The 13,143-nt window shown below is 67.0% G+C and carries 12 protein-coding genes; 8 read left to right on the forward strand and 4 right to left on the reverse strand.

All coding sequences use genetic code 11. The features are described 5' to 3' along the window. Positions 1–45: 45 nt before the first annotated feature. The 3 genes from ACQKLX_RS12250 to ACQKLX_RS12260 all read left to right on the forward strand — a co-directional run bounded on the left by ACQKLX_RS12250 (position 46) and on the right by ACQKLX_RS12260 (position 4,761). Complete coding sequence (locus ACQKLX_RS12250; RefSeq protein WP_427361849.1) at positions 46–1,785, forward strand: type I secretion system permease/ATPase; 1,740 nt, start codon at positions 46–48, stop codon at positions 1,783–1,785. 8 nt (positions 1,786–1,793) lie between these two features. Beyond that, positions 1,794–3,206 (forward strand): HlyD family type I secretion periplasmic adaptor subunit, encoded by a 1,413-nt coding sequence (locus ACQKLX_RS12255; RefSeq protein WP_427361850.1) that lies wholly within the window; start codon positions 1,794–1,796, stop codon positions 3,204–3,206. Positions 3,207–3,360: 154 nt separating this feature from the next. Continuing rightward, positions 3,361–4,761 (forward strand): mannose-1-phosphate guanylyltransferase/mannose-6-phosphate isomerase, encoded by a 1,401-nt coding sequence (locus ACQKLX_RS12260; protein WP_427361851.1) that lies wholly within the window; start codon positions 3,361–3,363, stop codon positions 4,759–4,761. Between the two features lie 39 nt (positions 4,762–4,800). On the opposite strand, the gene pobA is transcribed toward ACQKLX_RS12260, so the two are convergent. After that, complete coding sequence (pobA, locus tag ACQKLX_RS12265) at positions 4,801–5,970, reverse strand: 4-hydroxybenzoate 3-monooxygenase (RefSeq protein WP_427361852.1); 1,170 nt, start codon at positions 5,968–5,970, stop codon at positions 4,801–4,803. A 127-nt stretch (positions 5,971–6,097) separates the two neighbouring features. Between pobA and ACQKLX_RS12270 the strand changes: the two genes are divergently transcribed. Beyond that, the gene (locus tag ACQKLX_RS12270; protein ID WP_427361853.1) at positions 6,098–6,973 is read left to right on the forward strand and encodes a helix-turn-helix domain-containing protein; all 876 of its coding nucleotides are present in this window, start codon (positions 6,098–6,100) and stop codon (positions 6,971–6,973) included. A gap of 40 nt (positions 6,974–7,013) precedes the next feature. Beyond that, the gene (locus ACQKLX_RS12275; RefSeq protein WP_427361854.1) at positions 7,014–7,661 is read left to right on the forward strand and encodes a 2'-5' RNA ligase family protein; all 648 of its coding nucleotides are present in this window, start codon (positions 7,014–7,016) and stop codon (positions 7,659–7,661) included. Here the strand turns inward: ACQKLX_RS12275 and ACQKLX_RS12280 are convergent. Further along, positions 7,658–8,242 carry a phosphoribosyltransferase family protein gene (locus tag ACQKLX_RS12280; protein WP_427361855.1) on the reverse strand — a complete coding sequence of 195 codons (585 nt, stop codon included), beginning with the start codon at positions 8,240–8,242 and terminating at the stop codon, positions 7,658–7,660. The genes ACQKLX_RS12275 and ACQKLX_RS12280 overlap by 4 nt on opposite strands. Before the next feature lie 236 nt (positions 8,243–8,478). Between ACQKLX_RS12280 and ACQKLX_RS12285 the strand changes: the two genes are divergently transcribed. From ACQKLX_RS12285 to ACQKLX_RS12295, 3 genes are all read left to right on the forward strand, one after another. After that, entirely contained in the window at positions 8,479–8,829 is a 351-nt protein-coding gene (locus ACQKLX_RS12285; protein WP_427361856.1) for an ArsC family reductase, read from the forward strand. Positions 8,830–8,900: 71 nt separating this feature from the next. Further along, positions 8,901–10,025 (forward strand): tRNA guanosine(34) transglycosylase Tgt, encoded by a 1,125-nt coding sequence (tgt, locus tag ACQKLX_RS12290; protein ID WP_427361857.1) that lies wholly within the window; start codon positions 8,901–8,903, stop codon positions 10,023–10,025. After that, positions 10,022–10,816 (forward strand): hypothetical protein, encoded by a 795-nt coding sequence (locus tag ACQKLX_RS12295; protein WP_427361858.1) that lies wholly within the window; start codon positions 10,022–10,024, stop codon positions 10,814–10,816. The genes tgt and ACQKLX_RS12295 overlap by 4 nt, the downstream gene beginning before the upstream one ends. On the opposite strand, the gene ACQKLX_RS12300 is transcribed toward ACQKLX_RS12295, so the two are convergent. Then, positions 10,787–11,710, reverse strand: a complete 924-nt coding sequence (locus tag ACQKLX_RS12300; protein WP_427361859.1) for a DMT family transporter — start codon at positions 11,708–11,710, stop codon at positions 10,787–10,789. The two genes, ACQKLX_RS12295 and ACQKLX_RS12300, sit on opposite strands and share 30 nt — an antisense overlap. A 78-nt stretch (positions 11,711–11,788) precedes the next feature. Further along, on the reverse strand, positions 11,789–13,072 hold the full coding sequence (gene eno / locus ACQKLX_RS12305) for a phosphopyruvate hydratase (protein WP_427361860.1): 1,284 nt from the start codon (positions 13,070–13,072) through the stop codon (positions 11,789–11,791). Positions 13,073–13,143: the final 71 nt, after the last annotated feature.

Genomic DNA, 13,143 nt, shown 5'->3' on the forward strand with positions numbered 1-13,143 from the left:
ATGTCGGCTCTGCTGCCGGTCGCGATCGCGCATGGAAACCGACGAATGCTCTCGCAAACGGTCCGCAAACTGACGCCCGCATTTGCCTCGCTCTTCGGGCTTTCCTTCGTCCTCAATCTCTTCGTCTTCGTGTCCCCCCTCTACACGATGCAGATCTACGACCGGGTGCTGACGAGTCGGAACGGCACCACCCTGGCCATGCTCTCGCTGATCGTGCTCGTGCTGTTCGCGGCCTATGCCGCGCTCGAGCATTTCCGCAGCCGCGCACTCGTCCAGCTCGGCCTGTGCGTCGACCGGGCATTGTCCGAACCGGCGTTCGAAGCCGCCTTTCGCGGTGCGCTTGACGCGAAGGGTTCGCCGACCCTGCCGATCCGCGATGTCGAGACCTTGCGGGCGACGCTCTCCGGCAGCCTCGTGCCGGCGCTGATGGATGCGCCCTGGATCCCGATCTATCTCGGCCTCTGCTTCATCCTGCATCCCGCGATCGGCGCGGTCGCCACGCTCGGCGCCATCGCGATCCTGGGCGTCGCCTTGCTCAACGAACGCATCACCAAGGGTTCCCTGATCCGGGCCTCCGAGCTCGGCCATGGCGCGAACGAGCGACTGACTGCCTCGCTGCGCAATGCCGAGGTCATCAAGGCTCTCGGCATGGGCCAACCGATCCGCGGCGAATGGCAGCGCCAGCGCGGGCAGGCGCTGATCCACCATACCGCTGCCGCGGACCGGGGCGGGACCCTGCTGGCGGTGACGAAACTGCTGCGGCTCGCGCTGCAATGCGCGGTCCTGGGCGTCGGTGCCTATCTTGCGATCCATCAGAGCATGGCCGCGGGCGCGATGTTCGCCGCGTCCCTGATCATGGGCCGGGCGCTCGCGCCGATCGAGGGCGCCGTCGGCCAGTGGAAGAGCTTCGTCTCGGCTCGCAGTGCCTTCCAGCGGCTGAGCACCACCCTGAAGGCGCCGTCGCAGGACGCCGGGCCGATGACGCTGCCGCAGCCGGCCGGCGCGCTGCGTGTCGAGGGGCTGAGCGTGCGTGCCCCGAGCGGGAACGCCCTGCTGTTGCACAATGTCTCGTTCGAGGTGGAACCTGGCGAGATCGCGGCGGTGGTCGGATTGACCGGTTCCGGCAAGTCCTCGCTCGCGCGCTCGTTGGTAGGGGTCTGGCAGCCGGTCCAGGGCGTCGTGCGGCTCGATGGCAACGACATCCGGCATTTCCCCGACGAGCAGCGCGGCCGCATTCTCGGCTATCTGCCGCAGGATGTGGAGCTGTTTGCCGGCAGCGTGCGCGACAACGTCACCCGCTTCGACCCCGACGCGACGGATGAGGCCGCGGTTGCCGCCGCCTCGGCCGCCTCCGCGCATGAATTGATCCAGGGCTTCCCGGACGGCTATGCGACGCAGATCGGGGAGGGCGGAGCGACCCTGTCCGGCGGGCAGCGCCAGCGCATCGGGCTGGCGCGGGCGCTTTACGGACAGCCGGCGCTGGTCGTGCTCGACGAGCCGAACGCCAATCTCGACATGGATGGCGATGCCGCGCTGGCGCGTGCTCTCTCGGGCCTGCGCGAGGCCGGCGCGATCGTGGTCGTGATCACCCATCGTCCGCAACTGCTCTCCCAGGTCGACAAGATCATCCTGATGCAGAAGGGCCAGGCGGTCAGGGTCGGCGGGCGCGACGAGATTCTGCCGGTGCTGCTGCAGCCGGGCAGCGGCGCACGCATCCACCCGCCGCAGCGCGGCCAGACGGGCCAGGTCGAGCCGCTTTCGGCAGCAAGGTGGGCGCGGCGATGAACTCCTTCATGAGCACGATGAAGCCTCTCCTCGACAAGATGAAGCTCGCCCTGAACAGCCCGGCCTGGCGCCGGCGTGTCGCGGTCCTGCGGGCGGTTGCGAGACGATGGCTCAGCCGTACCGGCGCGCCTGTCGAGGGTGGCGACTGGCGCGCGCCGGTCCGGAGCGGCTACATCGTCGTCGTGCTCGTGCTCGGGGCCGGCGGGCTCTGGTCGGTGACCGCGCGTCTCGACAGCGCCGTCGTGGCGCATGGCAGCGTCGTCGTCGAGAGCGACCGCAAGGCGGTCCAGCATCTCGAAGGCGGCCTCGTCGAGGCAATCGCGGTGCGGGACGGCGCCGACGTCAAGGCGGGGGAAATCCTGCTGCGGCTCGATTCGACCCATGCGGCAGCCCAGCGCAGCGTGGCGCGGCTCGGTGTGCTGCAAGCCTTGGGCGAGGAGGCGCGCTTCATCGCCGAGATCGACCGGCTCGACCACATCACCTTCCCGAGCGAGCTGGTGGAGGCGGCCGAGAGCAAGGAGGCGCGCCGGATCATGCTCGACCAGGAACGCCTGTTCAAGGAACGCCAATCCGCCCAGAAGCTGGAAGTCTCCATCCTCAAGGAGCGGCTGACGCAGTCCGAGAAGCAGTACCAGTCGAGCGAGGCGCAGCGCGAGGCTGCGATCGGGCAGGCGGCGAGCATCAATGACGAGCTCAGCAACCTGCGGCCTCTTGCCGACAAGGGCTATGTCGCCGCGACGCGGATCAACCCGCTCAAGCGATCGCTGACCGACTTGCAGGGCCGCATGGGCTCGCTGGAGGCCGACATGGCGCGATTATCGGTCGCCAATGACGAGATCCGGCTGCAGATGAACCAGATCGGCTTGCGCGCCACGGAAGAGGCCTCGACCAGGCTCGCCGAATGCCGGGTGAAGCTCGCCGACGCGAGGGAGAAGCTGCGCATCGCCGAGGACGTGCTGGCGCGCGCCGAGGTTCGGGCGCCACGCGCCGGGCGGGTCGTGGCCTCGAAGGTCCATACCGTCGGAGCGGTGGTCAAGCCCGGCGAGACCCTGATGGAGATCGTGCCGCAGGACGACGACCTGATCGTCACCGCCAAGGTCTCCCCGATGGATGTGAACAACCTCCATCCGGGCATGGTCGCCGAAGTGCGCCTGCCGTCCTTCAAGGGCCGGGCGACGCCCTTTACCGTCGGCGAGGTCAAATCGGTCGCCGCCGACGCGCTGCGCGACGAGGTCCTGCAGCAGATGGTCTACGAGCTGCGGGTCAGCGTCTCCGCCTCGGGCTTCCCGCCCAAGGTCAGGGCCAAGCTCCGGCCTGGCATGCCGGCCGAGGTCTATGTGCCGACCGGCGAGCGCACCGCCATCGCCTATCTGATGCAACCGCTGGCCGACTCGATGCGCTCCAGCTTCAGGGAGGAATGAAACCGGGCGCGGATGGGGTAGGCCGAGGGAGTGGGCCGCCCGCCGAAAGGGACGGTCTCTTCGCTTCGGAGATCAGCCGAGATGGCCGCTTGAGCGCGCTCGATTCTTTTCCAGAATTGCGGCGCGATCAGCAGCCGTTTTCGGGAGCCGCCCCATGCCGTCCAAGATCATCCCCGTCGTGATGTGCACGGGACATGGTGCTGCCCTGTGGCCGGCCGCCCGCGACACCATGCCCAAGCAGTTCATCCCACTGTTCGGACGCGACTCTACCTTCCAGCGCACGCTCCGGCTCTTGTCCGACACCGACGTGTTCGAGGCGCCGATCGTGGTGGTGAGCGCCGAGCATCGCTTCACCGTGGCCGACCAGTTGCAGGCGATCGACCTGCGCGCCGAGATCGTGCCGGAGCCTGCCGGACATGGCGCACATTCCGCGGCCGCGATCGCGGCCGAGCTTGGCCTGGCGCGCAGCGCTGCCGCGCTTGTCGGCATCTTCCCGGCCGATCATGTCGTGCAGGATGGCAGGCTCTTCGTCGAGACCTGCGCCAGGGCCGCAGCCGTCGCGGCGCAGGGGCGCATCGTCGCGATCGGAATACCGCCATGCCATCCGGCGACCGCCTATGGCTATATCCGCCCGGGGGTGGAGATCGGCGAGGGCGTGCGCGAGGTCGAGGAGGTCGCGGCGAGGCCAGATGCGGCGCTGGCGGCGCGCTATCTCGCCGACGGCTACCTCTGGAATTCGGGCAATGTCGTCTTCGATGCGGCGACGATGCAGGCCAGGCTCCGGGCGGCTGCCATGGGTGCGATCGGCAACGCCGCGACGATGATGGCCCATCTCGGGATCCGCATGCTCGAAGCCGATGGTCTCGCCGGTCTTCCGGCGCTGGCGGTAGAGCCGCCTCCCCCGAAGCACGCCGAGACGGCTGCGGTGATCGCCGGCCATTTCGGCTGGTCGGATGTCAGCGACTGGAGCGCGGTCTGGCAGCTCTCCGAGAAGGGCGCGGACGGCAATGTCGTCCAGGGCCGCGGCTACGTGCTCGATGGTGCCAACAACCTGGTCCGCTCCGAGGGCGCAGTCGTCGCCGTCGTCGGATTGGACGATGTCGCTGTCATCGCCACCCGCGACGCCATCCTGGTGACGCCGAAGGCGAAGGCAGACAAGGTCAAGGACGTCGTCGCGGTGATCGCGGCGAACCACGAGCCGGAAGCCGCCAGTCACTGCGAGATCCACCGGCCCTGGGGCAAATACCTCTCCGTCGATCTCGACGATCGCCATCAGGTGAAGCGTATCACGGTCAAGCCGAACGGCGTCCTGTCCTTGCAGAAGCACCATCATCGTGCCGAGCACTGGGTCGTGGTCCGCGGCACAGCGCAGGTGACACGCGACGACGAGACCATTCTGGTGCATGAGAACGAAGCGATCTACCTGCCGATCGGCTGCGTCCACCGCATGGCCAATCCGGGCAAGATCCCGCTCGAGATCATCGAGGTGCAGGTCGGCTCCTATCTCGGCGAGGACGACATCATTCGCATCGAGGACATCTACCAGCGCTGCTGAGATGGGCCTGATCGGGATTCACATGGCCGCGAAGGTGCCTCAATAGGGCAGGCCGACATAGTTCTCCGCCACGCTGGTGAGCGCGGCCTGCGAGCTTGCCAGATAGTCGAATTCGGCGCGCCTGATGCGCTGGTCGAAGGCGCTCGCCCCGGGGAAAAGGTGGAGCAGGTTGGTCATCGACCAGGAGAAGCGCACCGCCTTCCAGACCCGCGCCAGCGCCCGGCTGGAATAGGCGTCGAGCCCGGCATTCGAACGCTCGGCATAGTGCTCGCGCAGCGCCTCGAACAGGTAGTGCACGTCGCTGGCGGCGAGGTTCAGCCCCTTGGCGCCGGTCGGCGGCACGATGTGCCCGGCATCGCCGGCGAGGAACAACCGGCCGAAGCGTAGCGGCTCGGCGACGAAGCTGCGCAGCGGGGCGATGCTCTTCTCCAGCGACGGCCCAGCCGTCACCGCCGCGGCGACCTCGTCCGGCACGCGCCGGCGCAACTCGTCGAAGAAGCGGGCATCCGACCAGGCCTCGACCTTCTCGTCGAGCGGCACCTGGACATAGTAGCGGCTGCGGGTCTGCGAGCGCATCGAGCAGAGCGCGAAGCCGAAAGGCGAACTGGCATAGACCAGCTCATGCGCCGCCGGCGGTTGGTCGACCAGCAGGCCGAGCCAGCCGAACGGATAGACGCGCTCGAAGGTCTTGATCGCACCTGGTGGTGCCGAGGCGCGGCAGATGCCGTGGAAGCCGTCGCAGCCGGCGATGAAGTCGCAGGCGATCTCGCGCCGCTTGCCCTCGAATGTGAAGCTGACGCGCGGCGAAGTACCGTCGAAATCATGCAGCTCGACGTCCTCAGCCTCGTAGAAGGTGGTGGTGCCGGCGGCTTGCCTTGCCTCCATCAGGTCCTGCGTCACCTCGGTCTGACCATAGACCGTGACCTGTTGGCCGGTCAGGCGCTTGAGGTCGACGCGCTGCAGGCGTCCCTCGAAGGCAAGCGAGAAGCCGTCATGCGGCAGGCCCTCTTCGGCGAGCCGTGCGCCCACTCCGGCTTCGTGCAGCAGATCGACCGTGCCCCGCTCGAGCACGCCGGCGCGGATGCGCGAGAGGACATAGTCGGCGCTCTTGCGCTCGAGGATGATGTTGTCGATGCCCTGGCGGCTCAGCAGCTGGCCGAGCAAGAGGCCCGACGGCCCGGCGCCGACGATGACGACCTGCGTGCGCATGGCGCCCTCCCATGATTCAATGCGGGCGTGGGGCCCGGTACTTTCACGCGAATCTGCCATCCAATCTGCTTGACCGGAATGGAGCTTTCACCCAACCTCTTGGACAAAACGAACATTGGGTTGTGCGATGACACTCGCTTCGGTGCCCGCCTACTGGCTCTATGACGAGCCGCGCGAGCAGCGTTTCCCGGATCCGCTGCATATCGAGCGGATCAGCGCCCGCAGCGCCCCGCGCGACTGGCGGATCGAGCCGCATCGCCATCAGGACATGGCCCAGTTCTTCCTGATCGCCTCGGGCGGCGGACTGGTGCGGATCGACGGTGTGGAGCACCGCCTGATTCCTGGAACGGTCCTGCTGCTGCCACCGCTGGCGATCCACGAGTTCCGGTTCAATCCGGACACCGAGGGCTTCGTCGCCAGCGTCACGACCTCGACGCTGACGCCGTTGATCGAGGCCGAGCCCGCGCTCGGGGCCGTGCTGAGCGAGGCCTTCGTCGACAGGCTAGGGCCGGGCGACGCCGGCATCGCCGAACTTGCGGCGAGCATGGAAGCGGCGCTGGTCGAGTTCGGCCGCAACCGGGGCAGCCGCGAGCTCGCGCTAGCCGCCCATGCGCGACTGATCGCGATCTGGTTCGCGCGTACCGCACGCTCGCATGCGGTGGCGAACAGCGGCTCGAACGATGCGCGCGCTCTACTGGTCCGGCGCTTCATCGAGCGCGTCGAGAGTCATTTCCATACGCACGAGCCACTCGATGCCTATGCGGAGGCGCTTGGGGTTACCGGCCCGCATCTGACCCGCGTCTGCCGCGAGCTCCTCGGCCATTCCGCTATGCGGGTGATCCAGGGCCGGCTGATGATCGAAGCCCGCCGCGACCTCGTCTACACGCGCTCGCCGGTCTCGCAGATCGCCTTCCGACTAGGCTTTTCCGACCCGGCCTATTTCTCCCGCTTCTTCGCGGCGCGGACGGGAATGTCGCCGTCGGAGTACCGGGCTGCGGGGTAGGGGGATTGTATTTGTTCTTTATTTGTTCCAGATACTGGAGATGGGAAGGCCCTCTCCAGATCAACCAGATCTGTTCGGCTGGGGTCCCCGGTATGGGATCGCGGCGGACAGCGACTGGTCGAAAACCCTCATTGCACCCGGTTGGGTCAGATACTTCTTCGCGCTGGCGCCGCCGATTGAGCATGCCGCGGCAATCCATGATTTCGCGCATGGTCTGCGCAGATCGCACGGCCTGCGCGGGTGGCCAATCGGACCGGAGCGCTATCACCTCACCTTGTGCGGCATCGAGCGATACGGTGGATCTGCTAGCGAGGAGATCGCGGCCCTGGAGAAGGTTGCCGCTTCCGTGGTCGCGACGAGATTCACCGTCGCCTTCGATCACGTCGCGGGGCATGGCAGCCTTGGCGATCGACAAGCGATCTTTCTGGAAACGAGCCAGACATTCCCAATCCTCGACAGGCTTCAAAAGAGCCTGCGTCGCGAGATGCGGGCGAGAGGCTTTCGGACGCCATCCAAATTTCGACCCCACGTAACGCTGCTCTACGATGAATGCCCATTCGACAAGCCGATAATTCCACCTGCGAGCTTTCCAGTCCGGGAGTTCGTGCTCATCCGCAGTGTCCATGGCGCAAGCCATCACGACCATCTCGCTCGCTGGCCGCTGCGCGATCATGCCGACGTAGCCTAGACGCCCTCTGCATTCTCCGACGCTATCCGCGGAACGGTACGCAACACTTCCGCGGTGATGCCAGCCTGGGCGAGGCGCTCGCGCCCACCCATGCCCTCGATATCGAAGACGAAAAGCGCGAAGCGGCAATAGCCGCCGAGCCGACGGATCAGCCGCGCCGCCGCTAGCGCCGTGCCACCGGAGATCAGGCAATCGTCGACGATCGCGACCTTGCGCTCCGCCAGCCGCGAGCCCTTCGAGATCACCACGCCTTCGCCGAGTTCGTAATTCGCCATGATGCTGCGCATCACGCCGTTGCGCAGCGAATCGACCTTGCGGACATCGATGAAGCCGAGGCCGTTGCGATAGGCCAGCGCCCCGGCGAGGCCGAGCCCGCCGATATCGATGCCGGCTAGTACTTCGATATCGGCGGGAATCCGCGATGCTAGCGCATCGATGATGGGGCGGGTCAGGGCTGCTTCGCTGGTCGTGATCGAGATATCGGGAAAGTCCACGCCGGCTGCGGTATGGTCCTTCCAGGGGCGGAAGGGGATTTCGAGCTCATCGTCGTTCGTCGCGGCCTGCTGCAATTGATCGATCATGGCGCGGCCCACCCGATTCCCTGCTCGCCCGATACGCGCCGCGCTTGCCGGCCGGATGACAGAACGCAAGAGACGCCCCGATTGTCCGCGCTGCGATCGGCAATGGCAACGCATGCCTGCTCGAAACACTCAGCTTTCTTCGCCGCAGTCTGGTGCCAAGCGGTGGGGGCGCTTGATCTCCGCTCGGCCCCATGCCACCCCCGGCGCCGACGATACTCAAGCGATCGGTCGGGACGATGGTCACGCTCTACGGCATCAAGAACTGCGACACGATGAAGAAGGCCTGGAGCTGGCTCGACGCGCACAAGATTCCATACGCCTTCCATGATTATCGCGTCTCCGGCATCGACAAGGCGAACCTCGAGGCCTGGTGCCGGGAGCTCGGCTGGGAGAAGGTCCTGAACAAGGGAAGCACGACCTTCCGCGAGTTGCCCGAGGCCGACAGACAGGGCCTCGACGAGAAGAAGGCGATCGCGCTGATGCTGGCGCAGCCGACGATGATCAAGCGCCCGGTGCTCGATCTCGGCGACCGCCGCATCCTCGCCTTCAAGCCGGATGTCTACGAGGCCGCTTTCGCCAAGCGCTGAGCTGCCGGCACAGCCCCGCCCGGCGCGCAAGGCTCTTCCGCCCAAGCCAGCGCTGGGTTAGGCCGGCGTCCATGACGACGGATTTCAGCTTCCATCTCCTCGGCCGGGACGGCTCAGCCCGTACCGGCGAGGTCCGCATGCCGCGCGGCGTGATCCGCACGCCGGCGTTCATGCCGGTCGGCACCGCAGCCACGGTCAAGGGCATGTATCCCGAGCAGGTCAAGGCGCTCGGCGCCGATGTCGTGCTCGGCAACACCTATCACCTGATGCTGCGGCCGGGCGCCGAGCGCGTCGCGAAGCTCGGCGGCCTGCATAAATTCATGAACTGGCCGCATCCGATCCTGACCGATTCCGGCGGCTTCCAGGTGATGTCGCTCGCCAATCTGCGCAAGCTGACCGAAGAGGGCGTCACCTTCCAGTCGCATATCGACGGCTCGAAGCATGTGCTGACGCCGGAGCGTTCGGTCGAGATCCAGAACCTGCTCGGCTCCGACATCGTCATGCAGCTCGACGAATGCGTCTCGCTGCCCTGCGAGGACAAGGTCGCGCAGAAGGCGATGCATTTGTCGCTGCGCTGGGCCGAGCGCTGCAGGAAGGCTTTTGGCGATCCGGCGGGGAGGGCGCTGTTCGGCATTGTGCAAGGTGGCGCCGTGCCCGCCCTGCGTGTCGAAAGCGCCCGCGAGCTCGCCGCCATGGACCTCAAGGGCTACGCCATCGGCGGCCTGGCGGTCGGCGAGCCGCAGGACGTGATGCTGGCGATGATCGGGACGGTCGAGCCGCATCTGCCGCAGGAAAAGCCGCGCTATCTGATGGGGGTCGGCACGCCGGACGATATCGTCGAGGCGGTCCGGCGCGGCGTCGACATGTTCGACTGCGTGATGCCGACGCGGGCTGGCCGCCACGGCCAGATCTTCACCCGCTTCGGCCGGATGAACCTCAAGAACGCCAAGCACGCCGAGGATGCCCGGCCGATCGACCCGCAATCTACCTGCCCGGCGGCCAACACCTATTCGCGCGCCTATCTTCATCACCTGGTCAAGGCCGAGGAGATGCTCGGCAAGATGCTGCTGACCTGGGTGAACCTCGCCTACTACCAGGATCTGACGGCCGGCCTGCGCGCCGCCATTGCCGCCGGCCGCCTGGAAGACTTCATCGCCGAAACGAAAGAGGGCTGGGCCAAGGGCGAGCCGGCGTGATCGACCCCGGCCTCGGCCTGCTGCTGATGAAGATGGCGGTTGCCGCCGCTATCGTCGTCAGTTGCTCGCTGCTGGCGGAGCGAAGCGGGCCGCTGCTCGCGGCGATGATTGCAACGCTGCCGATATCGGCTGGGCCGGTCTATGTCTTCCTTGCGCTCGACCACGACGCCGCCTTTATCTCGGCGAGTGCGCTCGGCAGCATGAGCTCCAACCTCTCCAATGCCGGGCTGTCGCTGGTCTACGTGCTGCTGGCCCAGCGCTTCGGCACGGTGATCTGCCTCGCCTTTGCGCTGCTGACCTTCTTCCTGATGGTTTCGAGCCTGCAGGCGCTGGCCTTGCCCTTCGCCGTGCTTCTGCCGGCGACGCCGGTCGTCTTCCTGGTCCTGCACCGCATCGTCCGTCCTTACCTCGCGGCGCGTCCTGCGATCACGCCGCGGCGACCCTGGTATGCGATTCCCCTGCGCGCCGCTGCGGTTGCAGCCTTGGCCGGCACCGTCACCACCATCAGCGCCCGCGTCGGCCCGGCCTGGTCGGGCGTGCTGGCGACCTTCCCGATTGTGCTGTCGAGCCTGATCGCGATCCTGCAGCCGCGCATCGGCGGACCGGCCAGCGCCGCGGTCATCGCCAATGGCCTGCTCGGGCTGCTCGGCTTCGGCCTGGCGATTGCGCTGGTCCATGTCGCGGCCGTGCCGCTCGGCTCCTGGCCGGCGCTCGGCCTCGGCCTGCTGGTCTGTATCGTCTGGAATCTCGGCCTGATGGGATTAGCGCGCCGTCGCCGCACGGCGCCATGAGGCGATGAACAATCCGCCGATGATCAGCGCGATGCCGCCGATCTGCAATCCGCTCGGGATCTCGCCGAGCACCGGGATGGCGAGTAGCGTGCCGACCACTGGGATCATCGGCGGGAAGCGCCCGGCGACCGAGGGACCGAGCACCGGCGTCGACCAGCTCCAGATCCACAGGCCGACGATGACGTTGAGCACGCCCTGATTGATCGCGTGCAGCAGCAGCACCCACCAGGGCGCGACGTCGAAGCCGCGGAAATAGAAGGCGAAGTAGATCGGCAGATAGACCATGGACAGCACGGAGACGACGGCGGTCGCCTTGAGCGCGTCGACGCGCCAGAGCTGGATCAGGAGCGGATAGCCGCCCCAGACCAGCCCGACTCCGAGGAAGCAGAGATCGCCGAAGACGATGCCCGGATTGGCGTGGGTGGTGCCGGCGATGCCGAGGCAGGCGAGGCCGATGAGTACGGCCGCGACGCCGAGCACGAGTTGTCGGGTCAGCATCGCGCCGAACAGGACGACGCTGCCGACGATGCCGATCACCGTGACGGTGCCGGGGCCGATCACCGCGCCATGGGCGGCGGGGGCGAAGGTCAGGCCTGTCATGAGCAGGAAGCTCATCGGAAAGCCGCTCATCACCGCCAGGACGAGGCCACGCTTCCAGCCGAGGCCGGCGCAGTCGCGTAGGCCTCCCGCCAGCATGAAGCTGGGCAGCAGCAGGAAGCCGGCGGTGACGAAGCGCAGCGCCAGCATGTCGTGCGAGGAGAGGCCGTTCAGCACCGCATGGCGGCTGACGACGAAGTTCGCGCCGAAGATCACCATGGCGAAAGCCATGCCGGCGAAGGCGAGTTGCCGGCGCCGGCGCAGCTTCTCGTCGGAAAGCGGAACGGCTTGATGCATGCTCCGGCTTAGCGTGATGCCGGAGCTGCCGTTAGGGGCCAAACCGCATGGCGCCGCCTATTGCGGCGCAGCATGGCGTCAGGCGAGGGCCTTCAGCGCCGAGCGACCGGCATAGATCGCCTGGGTGCCGAGCTCTTCCTCGATGCGCAGCAGCTGGTTGTACTTCGCCGTCCGGTCGGAACGGGCGAGCGAGCCGGTCTTGATCTGCCCGCAATTGGTCGCGACGGCGAGGTCGGCGATGGTCGCGTCCTCGGTCTCGCCCGAACGGTGCGACATCACCGCAGTGTAGCCGGCGCGCTGGGCCATCTCCACGGCGGCGAGCGTCTCGGTCAGGGTGCCGATCTGGTTGACCTTGACCAGGATCGAGTTGGCCGTCTTCGCCTTGATGCCCTGCGACAGGCGGGTGACGTTGGTGACGAAGAGGTCGTCGCCGACGAGCTGGCACTTGTTGCCGACGAGATCGGTCAGCGCCTTCCAGCCCTCCCAGTCATCCTCGGCCATGCCGTCCTCGATCGAGACGATCGGATAGCCGGCGACCAGCTTGGCGAGGTACTTGGCCTGCGCCTTCGGATCGCGGGTTTTGCGTTCGCCTTCATAGACATAGGAGCCGTCCTTGAAGAATTCGGTCGTAGCGCAATCGAGCGCCAGCGCGACGTCCTCGCCGGGCTTGTAGCCGGCCTTCTCCACCGCCTGCATGACGAAGTCGAGCGCTGCTTCCGCCGACTTGATGTTGGGCGCGAAGCCGCCCTCGTCGCCGACATTGGTGTTATGGCCGGCGTCGTGCAGCGCCTTCTTCAGCGTGTGGAAGATCTCCGCGCCCATGCGGAGCCCCTCGGCGAAGGAGGGCGCGCCGATCGGCATCACCATGAATTCCTGGAAGTCGATCGGGTTGTCGGCATGGGCGCCGCCATTGACGATGTTCATCATCGGCACGGGCAGGACGCGAGCAGAGGTGCCGCCGACATAGCGATACAGCGGCAGGCCGGAGCATTCGGCGGCCGCCTTGGCGACGGCGAGCGAGACGCCCAGAATGGCGTTGGCGCCGAGCTTGCTCTTGTTCGGCGTGCCGTCGAGCTCGATCATCGCCTGGTCGATCGCGGTCTGGTCCTCGGCGTCCATCGCAACCAGCGCCTCGGCGATTGCGACATTGACGGCCTCGACCGCCTTCTGCACGCCCTTGCCGAGATAGCGGCTCTTGTCGCCATCGCGCAGCTCGACCGCCTCATGCGCGCCGGTCGAGGCGCCGGACGGGACGGCGGCACGGCCCATCGAGCCGTCTTCGAGCACGACATCGACCTCGACCGTCGGGTTGCCGCGGGAATCGAGGATCTGGCGGCCGATGATGTCGATGATCGCGGTCATGTCAGGCTCCGGAGCTGAAGTGGGCAAGCGATGCCGCGCTTCTAGACAAGACAGGCGGCGACGGGAAGGGG

Source organism: Allobosea sp. NPDC003192 (genome assembly GCF_050275675.1).
Classification (GTDB): Bacteria; Pseudomonadota; Alphaproteobacteria; order Rhizobiales; family Beijerinckiaceae; genus Allobosea.

What these genes read in the sequence shown, in the direction of transcription:
- eno (WP_427361860.1), bottom strand. Translation starts at nt 13,072, where the DNA reads ATGACCGCGATCATCGACATCATCGGCCGCCAGATCCTCGATTCCCGC.
- ACQKLX_RS12260 (WP_427361851.1), top strand. Translation starts at nt 3,361, where the DNA reads ATGCCGTCCAAGATCATCCCCGTCGTGATGTGCACGGGACATGGTGCT.
- tgt (WP_427361857.1), top strand. Translation starts at nt 8,901, where the DNA reads ATGACGACGGATTTCAGCTTCCATCTCCTCGGCCGGGACGGCTCAGCC.
- ACQKLX_RS12255 (WP_427361850.1), top strand. Translation starts at nt 1,794, where the DNA reads ATGAGCACGATGAAGCCTCTCCTCGACAAGATGAAGCTCGCCCTGAAC.
- ACQKLX_RS12280 (WP_427361855.1), bottom strand. Translation starts at nt 8,242, where the DNA reads ATGATCGATCAATTGCAGCAGGCCGCGACGAACGACGATGAGCTCGAA.
- ACQKLX_RS12300 (WP_427361859.1), bottom strand. Translation starts at nt 11,710, where the DNA reads ATGCATCAAGCCGTTCCGCTTTCCGACGAGAAGCTGCGCCGGCGCCGG.
- ACQKLX_RS12250 (WP_427361849.1), top strand. Translation starts at nt 46, where the DNA reads ATGCTCTCGCAAACGGTCCGCAAACTGACGCCCGCATTTGCCTCGCTC.
- ACQKLX_RS12270 (WP_427361853.1), top strand. Translation starts at nt 6,098, where the DNA reads ATGACACTCGCTTCGGTGCCCGCCTACTGGCTCTATGACGAGCCGCGC.
- ACQKLX_RS12275 (WP_427361854.1), top strand. Translation starts at nt 7,014, where the DNA reads ATGGGAAGGCCCTCTCCAGATCAACCAGATCTGTTCGGCTGGGGTCCC.
- ACQKLX_RS12285 (WP_427361856.1), top strand. Translation starts at nt 8,479, where the DNA reads ATGGTCACGCTCTACGGCATCAAGAACTGCGACACGATGAAGAAGGCC.
- pobA (WP_427361852.1), bottom strand. Translation starts at nt 5,970, where the DNA reads ATGCGCACGCAGGTCGTCATCGTCGGCGCCGGGCCGTCGGGCCTCTTG.